Genomic DNA, 16,240 nt, shown 5'->3' on the forward strand with positions numbered 1-16,240 from the left:
CGGTCTCGGTGGGGAGGTGCCGAAACCGTAGGGAGGGTCGACCGGCCGCCATAAGAGGTCAGCCGTCCCTCTCCCCGGCGTTATGGAACCCGGCGTTACGGAACCGGATGTCGAACCCGGTGTTACGGAACCCGGTGGGCCGACATCCACTCCGTGTAGCTGTCGCTGTTCGCCGCCACGCTCGCGTGCGCCATGCGCGCCTGCGAGAGCACGGCGGCGGCGGTGTCCTGCCGCTGCGTCGCCGCGTGCCAGCCCAGCAGGTGCCGCCAGGTCAGCGGGGTACCGGCCAGCGGCCGGGTCACGATCTGGGGCGTGGTCGGAAAGGTCGCCCGGCACAGCCCGACCGCCCGCCCCACCTGCACCAGGTGCACGAGGGACGCGGTGTCCGTCTCGTACATGCGGCGCGGGGTGAAGCCCGCGCGGGCGCAGGATGTGGTGAAGCAGTCGCCGAAACAGCCGTCGCCGGGTACGCAGGCCCACTCCTCGTCGGCCAGCTCGGTCAGGTCCACCTCCGCGCGGTGGGCGAGCGGGTGGCCCTCGGACACCATGACGAACACCGGGTCGACGGCGACCTCCCGCCACACCAGCCCCTCACCGGAGGGCGGCGAAGCGGTACCGCAGGTACCGGCCAGCGCGAAGTCCAGCCGCCCCTCAGCGAGCTGCCCGGCCAGCTCCCGTTCGGACCAGGAGGTGCAGGTCGTCATCCGGGCGTCGGGCGCCACACCGGCCAGCCGGTCGAGGAGGGCGCCCAGGAGCGGCCCGTGGGTGCCGCCGATCCGCAGCCGCTCCGCCGTGCGCGGGGCGCGGGCGAACCGGGCCGCCTCCTGCTGCAACTCGGTCACCGCGGGCAGCACGATCCGGCTCCGCTCCAGCACCAGTTCGCCCAGCGCGGTGGCCCGCACCCCGTGTCGGCCGCGTACGAACAGCGCGCCGCCCAGGGCCCGTTCGATCCGCTTGAGCTGTGCGCTCAACGCGGGCTGCGCGAGACCGAGAGCCGTCGCCGCCCTGGTGAGGCTGCCGGCGTCGGCGATGGCCCGGACCGTCTTGAGATGCCGCAACTCCAGCTCCATGAGGGGAGCTTGCGACGCGGGGAGGACGGGGGCAAGGGGTTGGTACGGACCTGTGGAGGAAACTTCAAGTACTTGCGTCGGCGTTCGCGTCGAGCAGCTCCCGGGTCCGGCGCAGCAGCGCCTCCCGTACGGAGTCCGGCGCCAGGACGCGCAACGGAGTGGCGAGGCTGAAGAGATACCTGGCCAGTCCCTCCGTGCTCGACCCGCCGATCTCGACGACCGTGGCGTCCGGCCCGTCGGCCCGGTGCACCCCGACCGTGGCGGGAATGGACCGCAGCGCCTGCTCCATGGGCACCGGCAGGCGGACGGTGGCCAGCACCGCGTACGGCCCGGTCGCGCTCGCGCGGGACACGAGGAGCGCCGGATCGGGCGGGGGCTCGGTGAACTCGACGGCTCGCCCGGTCGGTTGCAGCCGCTCGACCCGGTCGGCGCGGAAGGTCCGCCACTCGCCCCGCTCGACATCCCGTGCCACGAAGTACCAACGCCGCCCGGTGTGCACGAGCCGGTACGGGTCCACGTCCCGCACACTGGCCCGCCCTCCCCAGTCCCGGTACGCCATCCGGGCCCGCTCGCCCCGTCGGCACGCGGCCGCCAGCTCCAGCAGCATCCCCGCCGCGACCTGCGGTTCCCCGGCCCTCGGCGTCTGCACGAACGCGGCGTCCATGTCCCCGAGCCGGTCGCCCAGCCGCTTGGGCAGCACCTGCCGCAGCTTCAGCAGCGCCGACAACGCCGCCTGGTCCCCGCCGAGCGCCCCGCTCAGCGCGGCCTCCCGCAGCCCGACGGCCACGGCGAGGGCCTCCTCGTCGTCCAGGATCAACGGCGGCGTACGCGTCCCCGGCCGCAGCCGGTACCCGCCCCACGGCCCCGGATCGGAGTCGACGGCGTACCCCAGCTCCCGCAGCCGGGCCACGTCCCGCCGCACCGTCCGCTCCGTGACCTCCATCCGCTCGGCCAGCTCACCTGAGGTCCAGGCGGGACGGACGGCGAGCAGGGAGACCAGCCGCAGCAGCCGGGCGGAAGTACTGAGCACGGTCCCGAAGTCTTCCACGCACCCGTCGCCGACCAGGACCGAACCTGTCCTGGTCACGTCCTACGGTCCCTCCCATGACGACAACCCAGCACACCTCGGCACCGACGTTCCGCTACTCCGCCGTCACCTTCGACTGCTCCGACCCCGCCGCACTGGCCCGCTTCTGGGGCGAGGCCCTCGGCCTCACCGTCTCCTTCCACACCGACGACTTCTACTTCCTCGGCGGCAAGGACGGCGCACCCGGTCTCGGCTTCTGCCGCCTGTCCGACTACCGCCCGCCGACCTGGCCGGGCACCGACCAGGAGAAGCAGGCCCACATCGACGTCGGCGTCGACGACCTGGACACGGGGGAGGCCCGCCTGCTCGCCCTGGGCGCCACGAAGCCCGACTTCCAGCCGTCCCCGGACCGCTGGCGGGTACTGCTGGACCCGGCGGGGCATCCGTTCTGCGTATCGACGGTGGCGTGAGGACGGGGGACTACTCGGCCTCGAAGACGGCCTCGGCGGTGGGCGCGGTGACGGCTCGTGCGAGCCAGTGACGGAGGACTTCGGGGTCGTCGCACGCCGTGATACGTCCTCGTACGTCGTCGGAGACAGTGAGGCCGCGCTGCTCCAGGACGATCAGCAGAGCCTCGGCGCTGGCCTGAGCACGGCCCTCATCCCGGATCTCTTCGGAGATGTACGACTTGTAGAAGGAGAGGTCCATGGCCACCAGGTTCCTCCAGAGGTGCTTGGCCGGGCGGTCGCCCAGACCGTGTGCGGTGAATTCGACGATGGGGTCGGCGATGTCTTCCGGCGCGTCCCGCAGGGGGTGGACAGGGCCTTCAGTATCGCATTGACGACCGGCTCTGCGGCGTGTGTGATGGCCGCCAGGCTGGCCAGGATCAGGTCGGCACGGGCTTCGTCCGGTTCGGTGATCACCGGCATGTTGTGTGGGCCGACGACTAGAGGACGCAGGGTGAGGGTGGGCAGCTGGGCCGGTCCGCTGGTCACCGGTTGCTGAGCCCACTTGGCCGTGGCGTAGTCCTGGCAGACGACCAGGAGCGCTGTGGGCAGCCGGTATTTGGTCCACAGGTACGAGACGTAGTACGCCCAGCTCGCGGGCTTGTCCGCGTCCTTCTTCCCCTGAGCCTCGACGGCCAGCAGGAAGGGGCCCTGTTCTGCGGTCTCGAAGCGCAGGAGCGTGTCCACGCGACGCTCGACCGGGCTGGCCTCGGTGAGATCGGTCGGCAGGGCGGTTGCCCCGATGGGCTTCGGGATGTCGAGGCCGAGGAAGCGTGAGACGCGACTGAACAGTCCGGGGTCGTGCTGGAAGATGCGGTGCATCGCCTCGTGGGGCGGGCTGACCATGGAGTTCCTTGCTGGTTCAGGGAGGGGAGGCGACTGCCGTACGGCAGTCGCGGCAGTGGGATTCGGTCTCGGGGGCCCGGAAGCCGCGGTCGCAGCCCTCGCAGTTCTGGAGGGGATGGCGCGGCGGCGGTACGGCGGCCGACGGCGTGCGGAACGGGGGCGGCGGTGGCAGCCGGTCGGTGAGGCGGTGGGCCAGGAGGGCGGCCGGGCGGTGCAGGGGCTCGTCCGGGAGGCCGGCGGTCAGGGCGTGCCGTACGGCGCTGGGGGCGACGTCGCGCTCCAGCCAGGCCGCGACCCCCGGGACCAGGTGAGCCGTGTCCGTCGCGGAGAGCAGCAGGCGGGCGTCGTGTCGTCGCAGGTCGGCCAGGAGGTCGAGGGCCGTCTGGAGGAGGGCCGGGGCCTTGCTGCCGGGCTGCGGTACGGCGGGGAGCGCCTTGTGTCCTGTACGGCGCGGCGGCGGAGGCGTTCGCTTCGCGGGCGGGCACCCCGTGTCGGCCGGTTCGCGGCGGCTCGCGTGCGGCTGGTTGCAGGAGACCGTGCGGGTGACGATCCGGCCGCTCTCCGTGCGGTGGCGCTCGCGACGCAGGTAGCCGTGGGCCTCCAGCTCGCGCAGGGCGGCGGCGATACGGGTGGGTCCCTCCGGGAAGCGGGCGGCGAGCGACTTGATGTCGGCGCCCGCGCCGGTCGGCAGCGACTGGAGGTGGCAGCCGAGGCCGATCGCGAGGAGTGACAGCTCCTTGTGCTGGACCAGGTGGTTGCCGATCACCACGAAGCGGGTGGTGTGGCGGGTGTTGTCGTGGGTGATGCCGCCGCCGTGACGACGCGTACGGGTCGGATTGGCGTCGAGGGCTGACTGGGCGCGCGGGGGCGCGCTAGGGTTTCGGATACCCATTGGGGAAGGTCCTTTGCTTCGCTTCCTTGGTGGTAGGCCCTCGCACCGGGATGCCAGTCCCAGCGGGGGCCGATGTCTTTTCGGTTGTTTGCGCTGAGAGTAGGGGAGTTGGGGGCCCGGAAATCCAGCTGAGCTGGTGATGTTCACCCGCCCGAGTGACGATGCGCCTCGGGCGGGAGGGGTGGGGCTTGGTGGGGTTCTTTCTCCCCGGTTTCTTTCTTTTGGTAGGGCACCGACGGCACCGGAACCTCAGAACGTGGGTTCCGGTGGCGTACAGCGCAGTTCGGCCCAGACCGTCTTGCGCGGAAAGCGTCCCTCCGTCACCCCCCAGCGGCTCGCCAGCGCCTCCACCAGCAGCAGACCCCGGCCGGATTCGGCCTCGGGGGAGGGCGGCTGGGGGTGGGGGAGTTCCTGGCCCCTGGTGTCGGTCACCTCGATGCGGAGGGTGTCGCCGACGACGTAGAGGGTGAGCCGGAAATCGCGACCCGGGACGCGTCCGTGGGCGCTCGCGTTGTTGGCCAGCTCGGCGACGAGGAGACGTGCCGGGTCCAGGGGCAGACCCCAGGAGCGGAGTTGCTCGGTCGCGAGCAGGCGGGCGAGGCGGGCGCCGCGTGGTGTGGAAGAGGGCTGCACGCTGAAATTGCGGACGGACGCGGTGAGTTCGGTGGTGGATTTCTGGTTCACGTCACTCAGCGTGGCGGTGTGTGCGTACCGTGAGAAGTGACTCAGTGGGTACGTACGGTGACTGTCCGACGCTTGTCCAGTGGTGTCGGTGCTGTCGGGGAAGGGACAGAAGATGACGGTCGAGACGGACGAGTCGGGGTGGGAGGTCGACCCCGACGACGAGTGGGGCGTCGCGGTCATCACCACGGTGGGACGGCAGTTGAAGCTTCGTCGCGAGGCGGCGGGGATGCGCGCCGGCGAGTTCGGAGTGGCGGTCGGGTACGGGGAGGACCTCGTCTACAAGGTCGAGGGCGGCAAGCGGATTCCCCGGCAGGAGTATCTGGACAGGGCCGACGAGGTGCTGGGGGCCGGTGGGCTCCTCTCGGCGGCCTGGGAGGACGTGAAGAAGGTCCGGTACCCGAAGAAGGTGCGGGAGCTGGGGAAGCTGGAGGCGAATGCGGTTGAGATCGGCATCTACGAGTGCAACAGCGTCCATGGGCTGTTGCAGACACCGGAGCATGCCCGCGCGCTGATGGAGGCGGCCCAGCCGCCGTACTCCGCAGACGACGTACAGCGCATGGTGGCTGCCCGCATGGCCCGGCAGTCGGTCTTCGAACGCGATCCGGCGCCGTCGATCCACTTCGTCCTGGAAGAGGCGCCGTTGCGACGGCCGGTTGGCGGCACAATGGTGAGGCAGCAGCAGCTCGAACGCCTGTTGGAGGTGGGATCGTTGAACCACGTCTCGCTTCAGGTGATGCCGACGAACACGGAAGCCCACCCGGGTGTGGACGGCAAGATCGAGCTGCTGAAGTTCCCGGATGGCACGGCAGTGGGACGTAGCGATGGTGCGTTCAACGGCCGGCCGACTGCTGAGCCCAGGGAGCTGCGCATCCTTGAGCTGCGGTATGGCACCATCCGGGCGCAGGCTCTCCCACCGAGAGAGTCACGTGCCTTCATCGAAAAACTGCTGGGAGAAACATGATCCGCGAGACCGAACTGGTCTGGTTCAAGAGCAGCTACAGCAGCGGTACCGACGGCAACTCCTGCGTAGAACTGGCGTTGACCCGCGCCACCATCCACATCCGGGATTCCAAGCACACCGACGGCCCCCGCCTCACCCTCACCCCTGCCGCCTGGGCGAGCTTCCTGCCGTACGCGTCGCGGCGCTGACCTCCTGCGTTCCGACGACCGACAACAGCTCCAGCAACCCCGCGCTGTCGGTCCCGACGGCCGGGGTGAACCACAGGAGCCGCTGGCGGCCGTCCTCGCTGAACAGGTTGAGGCAGTTGACCTCGATCAGACCGATCACCGGGTGGACGAGCCGTTTCCGGTCGTCGCGTCGGAAGGCCACCTCGTGGTCGGCCCACAGCGCGGCGAACTCGGGAGACACGCCGAGCAGCGTACGGATCATCGAGCCGACCTCCGCGTCCTTCGCGTCCCGCCGGGCGGCGGCCGCCCGCAGGTCGGCGACGAAGGCGCGGGACTGGGCCCCGTGGTCGGCCTGGGGATAGAGCAGCCGGGCCTCCGGCTCGGTGAACCACCGGTGCACGAAGCTCGCGCGGGGCCCCCGGTATCCGGACTGGTCCCCGAGCAGCGCCACGGCCAGCGGATTCTGTACGAGGGTGACGTGCAGGTCGGTGATCACCTGCGCCGGGGTCGAGGGCATCCGCCCCAGCAGGTCCAGCATGCCGGGGTGCACGTGCGAGGCGGGCCCGCCCTGCACGGGCACCGGGCGGTCGGCGAGCCGGTAGAGATAGTCCCGCTCGTCGGCGGACAGCCGCAGCGCCCGCGCCAGCGCGGCGATCATCTGCTCGGACGGCTGGGACCCGGCCCCGCGTTCCAGCTCGTTGTAGTAGTCCACGGACGCCCCGGCGAGGTGGGCCACTTCCTCGCGGCGCAGCCCCGGCACCCGGCGGCGCGGTCCGGCCGGGAGTCCGACGTCGGCGGGGCGGATGCGTTCGCGCCGCGACCGCAGGAACGCTCCCAGCTCGGCGTACTTCACAGCGCTCATGCGGTCCATTCTGCGCCGGGCCGGGCCGCTGACCCAGGGGATGGCATCCCCTGGTTGCGGCGGCCGACCGGGCGCATCGTGGAGCCATGACCACGCACACGAATCAACGGACCGCCCCAGAACGGGTCGCCGTCGTCACCGGCGGCTCCCGCGGCATCGGCCGGGCGGTCTCCCAGAAGCTCGCCGAGGACGGCCTGGCCGTCGTCGTGAACTACGCCCGCGACGCCGAGGCCGCCGACGAGACCGTGTCGGCGATCACCGGGGCCGGCGGACGCGCCCTCGCCGTACAGGCCGACGTGGCGGAGGAGAAGGAGGTCGCCGCGCTGTTCGACCGGGCGGAGGCGGAGTTCGGCGGCGTCGACGTGGTCGTGAACGCGGCCGGGCGGATGACCCTGTCGCCGATCGCCGACCTGGACCTGGCGGCGCTCGACGCCATGCACCGCACCAACATCCGCGGCACCTTCGTCGTCGCCCAGCAGGCGGCGCGGCGACTGCGCGCCGGGGGCTCGTTCATCGGCTTCTCGACCTCCGTGATGGGGACGCAGTTCCCCACGTACGGCGGCTACGCGGCGAGCAAGGGCGCCGTGGAGGCGATGACGATGATCCTGGCGCGGGAGCTGCGCGGCCGGGACATCACCGTGAACACGGTCGCCCCCGGCCCGACGGCCACGGACCTGTTCCTCGACGGCAAGACGCCCGAGCAGATCGACCGGCTCGCGAAGACGCCGCCCCTGGAGCGGCTGGGCACCCCGGAGGACATCGCCGCCGTGGTCGCCTTCCTGGGCAGCCCCGCCGGGCATTGGGTGAACGGCCAGATTCTGCGCGCCAACGGAGGAATGATCTGACATGCCTTTCGCCCACTTCAAGGTCCCCGCGGGCACTCTCTCGCCGGAGGACAAGAGGAAAATCGTAGAACGCACCACCGACCTCTACGCGGAGATCTACGGGGAGCGCGCCCGGCCCACCACCGTCGTCCTCGTCGACGAGGTCCCGGACGGCGGCTGGGGCGTCGCGGGCAACGTCCTCACCGCCGCGATGCTGAACGGGGAGTAGCGTCACCGGGAGGCCTTCGTCTCATCCAGTGATCGGGTGCTGGCCACGAGGTTTACATGCGCGTAACACTTAAGTGTCCCGCGCGCGGCAACGGCGCCGAGCGCCTCCCACCGGTCGCTGCACGCGACCGGTGACCGCCGTGCCAGAAAGGGCCCCTGTGACGACGCGAAGCGAGACGCAGACCACGCTCGACCACCTCCTCACCGAGATCGAGCACCGCAATCCGGCCCAGCCGGAGTTCCACCAGGCCGCGCACGAGGTCCTGGAAACGCTCGCGCCGGTCGTCGCGGCCCGTCCCGAATACGCCGAGCCGGGCCTCATCGAGCGGCTGGTCGAGCCGGAGCGCCAGGTGATGTTCCGGGTGCCGTGGCAGGACGACCAGGGGCGCGTCCGCGTCAACCGGGGCTTCCGCGTCGAGTTCAACAGCGCGCTGGGCCCGTACAAGGGCGGTCTGCGCTTCCACCCGTCCGTCAACCTGGGCGTCATCAAGTTCCTGGGGTTCGAGCAGATCTTCAAGAACGCGCTGACCGGCCTCGGTATCGGCGGTGGCAAGGGCGGCAGCGACTTCGACCCGCACGGGCGCAGCGACGCCGAGGTCATGCGGTTCTGCCAGTCCTTCATGACGGAGCTGTACCGGCACATCGGCGAGCACACGGACGTCCCGGCCGGTGACATCGGCGTCGGCGGCCGGGAGATCGGCTACCTCTTCGGCCAGTACCGCCGGATCACCAACCGCTGGGAGGCCGGCGTCCTCACCGGCAAGGGCCAGGGCTGGGGCGGCTCGCTGATCCGCCCGGAGGCGACGGGCTACGGCAACGTGCTCTTCGCGGCGGCGATGCTGCGCGAGCGCGGCGAGGACCTGGAGGGCCAGACCGCGGTCGTCTCGGGCTCCGGAAACGTGGCGATCTACACCATCGAGAAGCTGACCGCCCTCGGCGCCAACGCCGTCACCTGCTCGGACTCCTCCGGCTACGTCGTCGACGAGAAGGGCATCGACCTCGACCTGCTCAAGCAGATCAAGGAGGTCGAGCGCGGCCGCGTCGACGCGTACGCCGAGCGCCGGGGCGCCTCGGCCCGCTTCGTCCCCGGCGGCCGTGTCTGGGAGGTCCCGGCGGACCTCGCCCTCCCGTCGGCCACGCAGAACGAACTGGACGAGAACGACGCGGCCACCCTGATCCGCAACGGCGTCAAGGCGGTCTCCGAGGGCGCCAACATGCCGACGACCCCCGAGGCCGTGCACCTGCTCCAGCAGGCCGGCGTCGCCTTCGGCCCGGGCAAGGCGGCCAACGCGGGCGGCGTCGCGGTCAGCGCCCTGGAGATGGCGCAGAACCACGCCCGTACGTCGTGGACGGCGGCGCGGGTCGAGGAGGAGCTGGCGGACATCATGACCAGCATCCACACCACGTGCCACGAGACCGCCGAGCGCTACGGCGCCCCGGGCGACTACGTCACCGGCGCCAACATCGCGGGGTTCGAGCGGGTGGCCGACGCGATGCTGGCGCAGGGCGTCATCTGACGGAACTCACGGAACTTCCGTCCGCCACGTCATTCCTGTGAAATGCGCACCCTTAAATCTGTACCCGCGGGAAGAGAATTCGAAGTCGGGGAAATTGCTCGGAGCGCATGGGGTGCCCCGGCGTGCTACTGTCGTTATCAGTTGCAGTTGTGGTTCCCGAATTTTTTGACACCGGTCTTTTTCCGGTCGGGGTGATCAACGCGGCGACACGGCGTCCGTACAGTGCGGGCGCCGGTGCACTGCCCCGAAGGAGAAATGACATGGCTACTGGCACCGTGAAGTGGTTCAACGCGGAAAAGGGCTTCGGCTTCATCGAGCAGGACGGTGGCGGCGCTGACGTGTTCGCCCACTACTCGAACATCGCCGCCCAGGGCTTCCGCGAGCTGCTCGAAGGCCAGAAGGTGAGCTTCGACATCGCGCAGGGCCAGAAGGGGCCGACGGCCGAGAACATCGTCCTCGCCTGACGCACTTGCAGCTGGGGCCCGCATCCTTCGGGGTGCGGGCCCCAGCTGCATTTCAGAATTCTAGAAATTCTAGGAGTTCTGGGAATCTCCGGATCCTTGGAATCTGATCGGAATCTGTGAAATTCACCCGTCCCAGTAGGAGGCACTTCTTGACGCTGCTCCAGACGCATCCCCGTCCGACGAGCACCATCCCCGCGCACCGGACGGTCGCCCACGCCATGGACGCGGCGGGACCGCAGGTCTGGGGCGACATGACCGTCGAGGTGGCGCTGTCCGTCATGGCCGCCGCCCGCACGAGTCACCTCGTCGTCTGCGACGAGGACGGCCAGTACACCGCCCTGGTCACCCGTGCTCGGCTGACCGCCGTACGGAACGGCTCCGCGTACACGGACCGGCTCCGTCTGCGCGACATCGACGACGGCGACGGACCCTCCGCCGCCTCGCCGACGACCGCGACGGTCAGTGGTCGGAGTAGCTGAAGTCCCCCACGGTCCAGGCGCTCACGTCACCGATCGCCACGCGGTACATCCCGCCGGTTTCCGGGATGCCCATCGTGCCCTGGAGGATCCGGGCGACATGGAAGTGCAGGTGCGTGGGTGCCTCCTCCTTCTCCGCCGGAGCGTCGAAGGCGGCGGAGAAGACGCCCAGGTCCGCGGAGTCGGTCAGCACTTCCGACACCCGCTTCCGCCATACGGACTCGGGGGCCAGACGGCCAGTGATAACAGCACCGTGGGTGACCACGGTCAAGGACATTCGACTGCTCTGCGCGGACTCCACACGGGCGGCAATGTCAACGAGCAGCTCGTCAGGCTTCGACATGAGAACAGATTTTATCCGCAGGCCCGCGCGGGCGGGCGGGTCGGTGGCACTACCGGGCAGTACTGGCACTCCCTGGCCTGTCTCCGGACGCCCCGGCACCCTCGCGCCGCAGCTCCGCGTTGATGCGCTGAGCCTCTTCGAGCTGGTCTTCCAGGATGATGATGCGGCAGGCCGCCTCGATGGACGTTCCCTGGTCGACCATCTCGCGAGCGCGAGCGGCGATCCGCAGCTGGTAGCGGGAGTAGCGGCGATGGCCCCCCTCCGAGCGCAGCGGCGTGATCAGCCGCGCCTCGCCGAGGGCTCGTAGGAAGGCGGGCGTGGTGCCCAGCATCTCGGCCGCCCGCCCCATGGTGTACGCGGGGTAGTCGTCGTCGTCGATGCGGTTGAGCGGTGTGTCTGCGGTCATCTGCACCTCTGTTTGCGGAACGCGTCGAGGGGCCTTGGTGCCGTACGGCACCAAGGCCCCGAGGGATTTGTAACACCATCTGCCGGCCTACTGCACTGCCGGCGTTCTGTTGAGGGATCGCGGATGCGTGACCGTGGGACCACCTTCCGTTCCGGGGCCTGCGGTACCCGGTGAGAACGTTCTCGCCCGGGCGATCCTGATGGCGTCCTCCTCCTTCTTGCCTCGCTTCACTGACTTCTTGGCTACGACAGAAGACTAACCACAGCAGCAGCTGAATGTCTACAGCGGCCACGACAGGTTTTCACCCAAACAGGTGATCGGCTTTCTGTGCCCGGGGTGCGCAGGCCGTGTGGGACGATGAACGGGCAACTGTTCGAGCGACTGACGGGGGAGGCCGGGCACGCCATGGCCCGCTACACGGAGGCTCTGACCGTCGAACGGGGCGGGTTCCGCATCAAGGTGCCGGAGTCCTGGTGGGAGTTCGACATACGCCCGGAGTCCCGGGACGACTCGATCCGCCGCATGGTCGACGACCGCGTCCGCCGGTACCCGGAGCTGAAGCCCTCCCGGTCCGCGTACGTCACCTTCCTCCAGAAGGCGGCGGCCGACGCGTGGAAGTCGGGCGCGCTGTACTGCGGTTGCATGGCGGAGAGCTTCGGCGGCGACACCCCGATCACGGGCTCGGTCACGGTCTCCCTGATCGGTGGCCGCACCTCCTCGGGCGACCCCCTCCCCACCGACCCGGGCGCCATAGCCGCCCAACTCGCCGTCAAGGAGGCCCGGAAGCCCGGCGACTCCTGGCGCAAGGTCACCACGGTCGACATCCCCGGCGTGGGCCCCGCGGCCCGTACCCAGGGCGTCGAGGACATCCCGGTCCCGGACGACGCCCTGAACCGCACCGTCCGCGCGGTGCTCATGCAGACGTACATCCCGGTCCCCGGCCAGGAGGGCAAGGTCGCCCTGGTCGCGGGCAGCAGCCAGGTCCTCGACCTCGCGGACTCCTTCTTCGACATCTTCGACGCGATCACGTCCACGTTCCGGTTCGTGGACTGAGGGCGCGGGACCCCGGTGACCGAGGAGTTCGTCCTCGAACTGGACGAGGGAATGCTGGAGTACTTCCGCGCCATGGCCGACGTACTCGTGTACCGCTGCGGCGTCTCCCGCCCCGAGGCGGTGGCGAGGATCAACCACCAGTACGCGGACCTGAAGGTCGGCCCGTACCCGGACCTCCTGTGCCACGAGCCCCCGGACTTCTGGGTCCTGCCCGCCTACTACGACCGCGGCGACCACGCGCTCCCTCCGACCGGCGACCCGGACGCCGACGCCCCCATCGACTTCTCCCGCCTCCCGATCCACCCGCCCCCACCCCGGGACTCCCGCTTCTGGACCCTCCCGCGATGACACCGGCATGGCGCGAGCTGATCGAGGCGTTCCCGTCAGCGCTGTGAGGAGAGAGTCGGCCTTGACGACCCAGTGGGACTGGCGGACCGGCGAACGACTCTTGTCCCTGAACGACCCGGCGGAGTGGGACGCCGCGTTCGAGCGCGGGGAGAGAAGCCTCGGCACGGCGGCGATCGGACTGGCCTTCAACTGCTCGCTGGAGGAGGCGTCGCCCCGGATCGTCCGGGCGATGCAACTCCCGGACGTCGCCCAGCGAGGGTTCGCCTTCACCGCGGCAGGGACGGCGGCTCGCCTGAATAGCGCGCTGACGCCGGAGCTGTACGCCGCACTGCGGGCGGAAGGCGTGGGGCGCAGGAGCACCGCGGTCAACGCCATCGACGACACCCTGACCTTCGTACCGTTCCGACGACTGCCGACGTGGCTGAAGTGCTGGAGCGTCGTATCAACGGTGCGGAACAAGTTGGACGCGTGGCGGCTGAGCCTCGCCTACGCGATGACCGACGCCTGGAAGGCGGTGCGCAGACGATGAGCCCGGACCCCTTCGTGGTCTTCGGCCCCACAGGCGCACCCGGATTCCGAGCAAGGGCCGCGGCCCTGGAAGCCGCCGGAGGACGCGTCCACCACTTCGACTCCCGCGAGCCGACGACCGAGCAGGGCATTCACCGTTCCTTGAGGCTTATATGTACGACTCCTTCGGGCGGGTCGTCTCACATGTCGATGCCCTCGGGGCGGAAACGAAATTCACCTACGACTCCTTCGGCCGCATGGAGTCCACGACCGATTCGCTGGGCCACGTGACTCGCTATGGTTGGACCCCCGAAGGACTGATGGCGTGGCGTACCTCTTCGAGCGGTGCGCGCGAGCACTGGGCCTACGACGGTGAAGGAAACGAGACAGAACATTGCGATGCGGTGGGAGGCGTTACGACCTCTCAGTACACGCACTTCGGTCTACTCGTCTCTCGCGCACAGCCGAATGGCGCCCGGTTCTCGTTCCGTCATGACACGGAACTCAGGCTGACGTCCGTGACTGATGCGCGGGGTCGTGAGTGGACCTATGAGTACGATGCGGTGGGCAACCTCGTGGAAGAAAGAGACTTCTTCGGTCGCGCCCTCGTGTATGCGTACGATGCGGCTAATCAGCTTGTAGCCCGTACCAATGCGCTTGGAAAGTCAATCCACTATCGCCACGACTTGATGGGCAATGTAATCGAGCAGCGTGCCGTGGATGGAGTCGTCAGGTATGCGTACGATGCCCTCGGACGGATGGCACGGGCGGAGAACGCTGACGCAGTCGTGACACTGCAGCGGGACTCGGTCGGCCGTATCGTGGCCGAAACATGCAATGGGCGCACTCTACGCAACCGGTACGACGCGTTGGGAAGGCGTATTCATCGGCGCACTCCTGGCGGAGCATTCAGCGTGTGGGAGTACGACGCCGCCGACCGACCGGCCGCTCTGCATACGGGCGGCCAGTCGCTCACGGTTCGGTACGACGCGGCCAGCCGAGAGACTGAGCGCCGTATGGGGCCCGTGGTCCTGGCGCAGAGCTGGGACGGGCACGACCGGCTGGTGGAGCAGCGGCTCTTCGGCGTCCAGAAAGAGCGGTCTTCTCTGCAACGACAGTACAGCTACCGCTCGGACGACCACCCCGTCGAAGTCGTCGACAGCTTCGCGGGACGCCGGCGATTCGAGCTCGACGCAGGGACGCATGTCACCGCTGTCCGTGCTGACGATTGGTCCGAGCAGTATGCCTATGACGCTGCCGGAGACCTCAGCCACGGCGATTGGCCTTTGTCAGCCGGGCAAGGCGACGCCCGGGCCGCGGTCGGTAACCGGGACCACGGGCTGCTGGGGGTGCGGAGAGCAGGCCGGACAACATACGAGCACGACGCCCAGGGGCGGACAACCAGACGCGTCACTCGTGGACTCTCGGGTGGTCTCCGCGTCTGGGAATACGCCTGGAACGACCAGGACCAGCTGCGCGAGGTGGTAACTCCGGACGGATCTCGCTGGCAGTATCTGTACGACGGGCTGGGCAGGCGGATCGCCAAGCAGCTCATGGGGGACGACGGCGTTTGGACGGAACGGGTCGACTTCACCTGGGACGGCACCGAACTGGCGGAGCAGGCGTCGGCCACTGAAGACCGTGTGGTGAGCTGGGACTGGTCGCCCTATACGGGTGACCCCCTGGCACAGAGCGAGAGACCATACGGTCCGGAACTGTCTCAGCAAGAGGTCGACACCCGCTTCTACGCCATCATCACGGACCTCGTGGGTGCGCCCACTGAACTCGTGAGTCCGGATGGAGACATCGGGTGGCGGCTCCGCACCACGCTGTGGGGCCTTCCCGTGGACGGCTCCGGGGGGTCGACCGACTGCCCTCTTCGTTTTCCCGGCCAGTACCACGACCCCGAGACAGGACTCCACTACAACTATTTCCGGTACTACGATCCCGGACTGGGGCGCTATTGCAGCCTGGACCCCCTGGGTCTGGCAGGTGGACCGAACCCCGGCTGGTACACCCCCAATCCGACTGTGTGGATCGATCCGTTCGGTCTGGCGCTGTGCCGCAAGAGGCCCCGCCTGGAGACCGGCGACCTCAAGAAGGGCTGGCTGCACATCGAGGGCCGGCACATTACCGGCACGAACCCCTCGACGAAACATGCAGACATGCTGCCACCCGGAACGACCCGTGAGCAGGTTCATGCGGCGGCGAAGAAAGCTGTGCGTAATGGCACGAGAATCTCTGATCCTGGCAGGCGAATCCAGAACTTCCAGAAGAGAATGAAGGTCAACGGAATGTATGCGCGCTTCCAAGTGACGGTCGACTCGCACGATGGGAACAACATCATCACGTTCTTCCCCGTTGACAAGAGCGCTGTTTGACTTAGAAAGGACTCTGCTCGATGGAGTTCGAGTTCTCCGTGGACGAGAACGAAACGCCCCCGCCGTCCGGTTTCGACCTCGGTCATATCGATGTCCGGGGCAGTGACGGGTCCGTGAGTTCGCGGGACCGCGGTCCGGGCGGGGCGGTGATGATCTACCTGACGGTAACCCTGCTCCTGGACGGCCTGCGGACGTTCCTGGCAGGGAAGGCGCGGTCGTACGAGTCGACCGCGGTGGATTCGTCGTTCTCTCTCACGTTCACCCGGAGCCGGGACGGGGTGATCGCGACAAGTTGCCGGGGATCGCTCGTCGACCGCTCATCGGCCGCGGGGGTCGCCGCCGCCGTCCACGCAGCCGCCAAGCGTTTTGCTGACACGCACCTCGAGCAGCTCCCGTCGGACGATGCCGGGCGTGAGGACCTGGAACACTCGTTGGCAGAGTTCAGCCGGTTCATGAACCGGCTGCGATGACGCCGTCGCGGCAGTCACCCCGCGCCCCGGGTTTGATCTCCGCCACCCCCGGGGTACAGTCATCCGCTTCGATTGGCCAGCCCCCCGCCCCGTATGGCAGACTAGCGGGGTTGCTCGGTCGAGTGCCGATGCTGCGCGCCTCCCGCCGGGGGGACCGGAAGCGAGTCCCACAGTACTCGTCGCTCCTGATCAGGGGCGGACGTACGGG

General features: G+C 69.1%; 20 protein-coding genes and 1 pseudogene. 13 read left to right on the forward strand and 8 right to left on the reverse strand.

Annotation, left to right across the window (positions count from 1 at the left end; genetic code table 11):
* Window positions 1-122: 122 nt before the first annotated feature.
* Window positions 123-1,070, reverse strand: a complete 948-nt coding sequence (locus tag ACGH52_RS22885) for a LysR substrate-binding domain-containing protein (protein ID WP_399941950.1) — start codon at window positions 1,068-1,070, stop codon at window positions 123-125.
* Window positions 1,071-1,134: 64 nt separating this feature from the next.
* The gene (locus ACGH52_RS22890) at window positions 1,135-2,118 is read right to left on the reverse strand and encodes a YafY family protein (RefSeq protein WP_121700654.1); all 984 of its coding nucleotides are present in this window, start codon (window positions 2,116-2,118) and stop codon (window positions 1,135-1,137) included.
* Window positions 2,119-2,174: 56 nt separating this feature from the next.
* On the opposite strand from ACGH52_RS22890, the gene ACGH52_RS22895 reads away from it, so the two are divergent.
* Window positions 2,175-2,567, forward strand: a complete 393-nt coding sequence (locus ACGH52_RS22895; RefSeq protein WP_399941953.1) for a VOC family protein — start codon at window positions 2,175-2,177, stop codon at window positions 2,565-2,567.
* A 10-nt stretch (window positions 2,568-2,577) separates the two neighbouring features.
* Here ACGH52_RS22895 and ACGH52_RS22900 read toward each other — a convergent pair.
* The 3 genes and pseudogenes from ACGH52_RS22900 to ACGH52_RS22910 all read right to left on the reverse strand — a co-directional run bounded on the left by ACGH52_RS22900 (window position 2,578) and on the right by ACGH52_RS22910 (window position 5,025).
* Window positions 2,578-3,449 (reverse strand): annotated as a pseudogene (locus ACGH52_RS22900) (hypothetical protein).
* Window positions 3,450-3,465: 16 nt separating this feature from the next.
* Window positions 3,466-4,341: a helix-turn-helix domain-containing protein gene (locus ACGH52_RS22905; protein WP_121700651.1), complete on the reverse strand. Its 876-nt coding sequence runs from the start codon at window positions 4,339-4,341 to the stop codon at window positions 3,466-3,468.
* Between the two features lie 249 nt (window positions 4,342-4,590).
* The gene (locus ACGH52_RS22910) at window positions 4,591-5,025 is read right to left on the reverse strand and encodes an ATP-binding protein (protein ID WP_399941957.1); all 435 of its coding nucleotides are present in this window, start codon (window positions 5,023-5,025) and stop codon (window positions 4,591-4,593) included.
* Window positions 5,026-5,137: 112 nt separating this feature from the next.
* Between ACGH52_RS22910 and ACGH52_RS22915 the strand changes: the two genes are divergently transcribed.
* Window positions 5,138-5,986 (forward strand): helix-turn-helix domain-containing protein, encoded by an 849-nt coding sequence (locus ACGH52_RS22915; protein WP_399946852.1) that lies wholly within the window; start codon window positions 5,138-5,140, stop codon window positions 5,984-5,986.
* Window positions 5,983-6,174: a DUF397 domain-containing protein gene (locus ACGH52_RS22920; RefSeq protein ID WP_399941960.1), complete on the forward strand. Its 192-nt coding sequence runs from the start codon at window positions 5,983-5,985 to the stop codon at window positions 6,172-6,174. The genes ACGH52_RS22915 and ACGH52_RS22920 overlap by 4 nt, the downstream gene beginning before the upstream one ends.
* Here the strand turns inward: ACGH52_RS22920 and ACGH52_RS22925 are convergent.
* Entirely contained in the window at window positions 6,125-7,024 is a 900-nt protein-coding gene (locus tag ACGH52_RS22925; protein ID WP_399941962.1) for a helix-turn-helix transcriptional regulator, read from the reverse strand. The genes ACGH52_RS22920 and ACGH52_RS22925 overlap by 50 nt on opposite strands.
* Before the next feature lie 77 nt (window positions 7,025-7,101).
* Here ACGH52_RS22925 and ACGH52_RS22930 point away from each other — a divergent pair, with 77 nt between their 5' ends.
* From ACGH52_RS22930 to ACGH52_RS22950, 5 genes are all read left to right on the forward strand, one after another.
* A complete protein-coding gene (locus ACGH52_RS22930; protein WP_121700797.1) occupies window positions 7,102-7,860 on the forward strand; it encodes an SDR family oxidoreductase in 759 nt (252 codons plus the stop codon).
* A 1-nt stretch (window position 7,861) separates the two neighbouring features.
* Complete coding sequence (locus tag ACGH52_RS22935) at window positions 7,862-8,068, forward strand: 4-oxalocrotonate tautomerase family protein (RefSeq protein WP_059300019.1); 207 nt, start codon at window positions 7,862-7,864, stop codon at window positions 8,066-8,068.
* A gap of 157 nt (window positions 8,069-8,225) precedes the next feature.
* Window positions 8,226-9,584 (forward strand): NADP-specific glutamate dehydrogenase, encoded by a 1,359-nt coding sequence (gdhA, locus tag ACGH52_RS22940; protein WP_059300020.1) that lies wholly within the window; start codon window positions 8,226-8,228, stop codon window positions 9,582-9,584.
* A 260-nt stretch (window positions 9,585-9,844) separates the two neighbouring features.
* Entirely contained in the window at window positions 9,845-10,048 is a 204-nt protein-coding gene (locus tag ACGH52_RS22945) for a cold-shock protein (protein ID WP_030039020.1), read from the forward strand.
* A 149-nt stretch (window positions 10,049-10,197) separates the two neighbouring features.
* Window positions 10,198-10,527, forward strand: a complete 330-nt coding sequence (locus tag ACGH52_RS22950; protein WP_076975856.1) for a CBS domain-containing protein — start codon at window positions 10,198-10,200, stop codon at window positions 10,525-10,527.
* Here the strand turns inward: ACGH52_RS22950 and ACGH52_RS22955 are convergent.
* Complete coding sequence (locus tag ACGH52_RS22955) at window positions 10,508-10,867, reverse strand: hypothetical protein (RefSeq protein WP_059300022.1); 360 nt, start codon at window positions 10,865-10,867, stop codon at window positions 10,508-10,510. The two genes, ACGH52_RS22950 and ACGH52_RS22955, sit on opposite strands and share 20 nt — an antisense overlap.
* Before the next feature lie 49 nt (window positions 10,868-10,916).
* Window positions 10,917-11,273: a MerR family transcriptional regulator gene (locus ACGH52_RS22960; RefSeq protein WP_059300023.1), complete on the reverse strand. Its 357-nt coding sequence runs from the start codon at window positions 11,271-11,273 to the stop codon at window positions 10,917-10,919.
* Between the two features lie 405 nt (window positions 11,274-11,678).
* Between ACGH52_RS22960 and ACGH52_RS22965 the strand changes: the two genes are divergently transcribed.
* The 5 genes from ACGH52_RS22965 (at window position 11,679) to ACGH52_RS22985 (ending at window position 16,032) form a co-directional block, all read left to right on the forward strand.
* Window positions 11,679-12,326, forward strand: a complete 648-nt coding sequence (locus tag ACGH52_RS22965) for a hypothetical protein (RefSeq protein WP_121700799.1) — start codon at window positions 11,679-11,681, stop codon at window positions 12,324-12,326.
* A 15-nt stretch (window positions 12,327-12,341) separates the two neighbouring features.
* Complete coding sequence (locus ACGH52_RS22970) at window positions 12,342-12,674, forward strand: hypothetical protein (protein ID WP_399941970.1); 333 nt, start codon at window positions 12,342-12,344, stop codon at window positions 12,672-12,674.
* A gap of 61 nt (window positions 12,675-12,735) precedes the next feature.
* Window positions 12,736-13,203, forward strand: coding sequence for a hypothetical protein (locus ACGH52_RS22975; protein WP_399941973.1), 468 nt, complete (start codon window positions 12,736-12,738; stop codon window positions 13,201-13,203).
* A gap of 151 nt (window positions 13,204-13,354) precedes the next feature.
* Complete coding sequence (locus tag ACGH52_RS22980; protein WP_399941976.1) at window positions 13,355-15,562, forward strand: RHS repeat-associated core domain-containing protein; 2,208 nt, start codon at window positions 13,355-13,357, stop codon at window positions 15,560-15,562.
* A gap of 20 nt (window positions 15,563-15,582) precedes the next feature.
* A complete protein-coding gene (locus tag ACGH52_RS22985; RefSeq protein WP_076975860.1) occupies window positions 15,583-16,032 on the forward strand; it encodes a hypothetical protein in 450 nt (149 codons plus the stop codon).
* The last annotated feature ends 208 nt before the right edge of the window (window positions 16,033-16,240 follow it).

Origin of the sequence: Streptomyces sp. BBFR25 (assembly GCF_044590125.1) — a bacterium.
In the GTDB taxonomy this organism is placed as follows: Bacteria; Actinomycetota; Actinomycetes; order Streptomycetales; family Streptomycetaceae; genus Streptomyces; species Streptomyces canus_D.

Coding starts and splice junctions, on each gene's coding strand:
- ACGH52_RS22885 (WP_399941950.1), bottom strand. CDS start 1,070: ATGGAGCTGGAGTTGCGGCATCTCAAGACGGTCCGGGCCATCGCCGAC.
- ACGH52_RS22895 (WP_399941953.1), top strand. CDS start 2,175: ATGACGACAACCCAGCACACCTCGGCACCGACGTTCCGCTACTCCGCC.
- ACGH52_RS22905 (WP_121700651.1), bottom strand. CDS start 4,341: ATGGGTATCCGAAACCCTAGCGCGCCCCCGCGCGCCCAGTCAGCCCTC.
- ACGH52_RS22915 (WP_399946852.1), top strand. CDS start 5,138: ATGACGGTCGAGACGGACGAGTCGGGGTGGGAGGTCGACCCCGACGAC.
- ACGH52_RS22920 (WP_399941960.1), top strand. CDS start 5,983: ATGATCCGCGAGACCGAACTGGTCTGGTTCAAGAGCAGCTACAGCAGC.
- ACGH52_RS22925 (WP_399941962.1), bottom strand. CDS start 7,024: ATGGACCGCATGAGCGCTGTGAAGTACGCCGAGCTGGGAGCGTTCCTG.
- ACGH52_RS22930 (WP_121700797.1), top strand. CDS start 7,102: ATGACCACGCACACGAATCAACGGACCGCCCCAGAACGGGTCGCCGTC.
- ACGH52_RS22935 (WP_059300019.1), top strand. CDS start 7,862: ATGCCTTTCGCCCACTTCAAGGTCCCCGCGGGCACTCTCTCGCCGGAG.
- ACGH52_RS22945 (WP_030039020.1), top strand. CDS start 9,845: ATGGCTACTGGCACCGTGAAGTGGTTCAACGCGGAAAAGGGCTTCGGC.
- ACGH52_RS22955 (WP_059300022.1), bottom strand. CDS start 10,867: ATGTCGAAGCCTGACGAGCTGCTCGTTGACATTGCCGCCCGTGTGGAG.
- ACGH52_RS22960 (WP_059300023.1), bottom strand. CDS start 11,273: ATGACCGCAGACACACCGCTCAACCGCATCGACGACGACGACTACCCC.
- ACGH52_RS22965 (WP_121700799.1), top strand. CDS start 11,679: ATGGCCCGCTACACGGAGGCTCTGACCGTCGAACGGGGCGGGTTCCGC.
- ACGH52_RS22980 (WP_399941976.1), top strand. CDS start 13,355: ATGTACGACTCCTTCGGGCGGGTCGTCTCACATGTCGATGCCCTCGGG.
- ACGH52_RS22985 (WP_076975860.1), top strand. CDS start 15,583: ATGGAGTTCGAGTTCTCCGTGGACGAGAACGAAACGCCCCCGCCGTCC.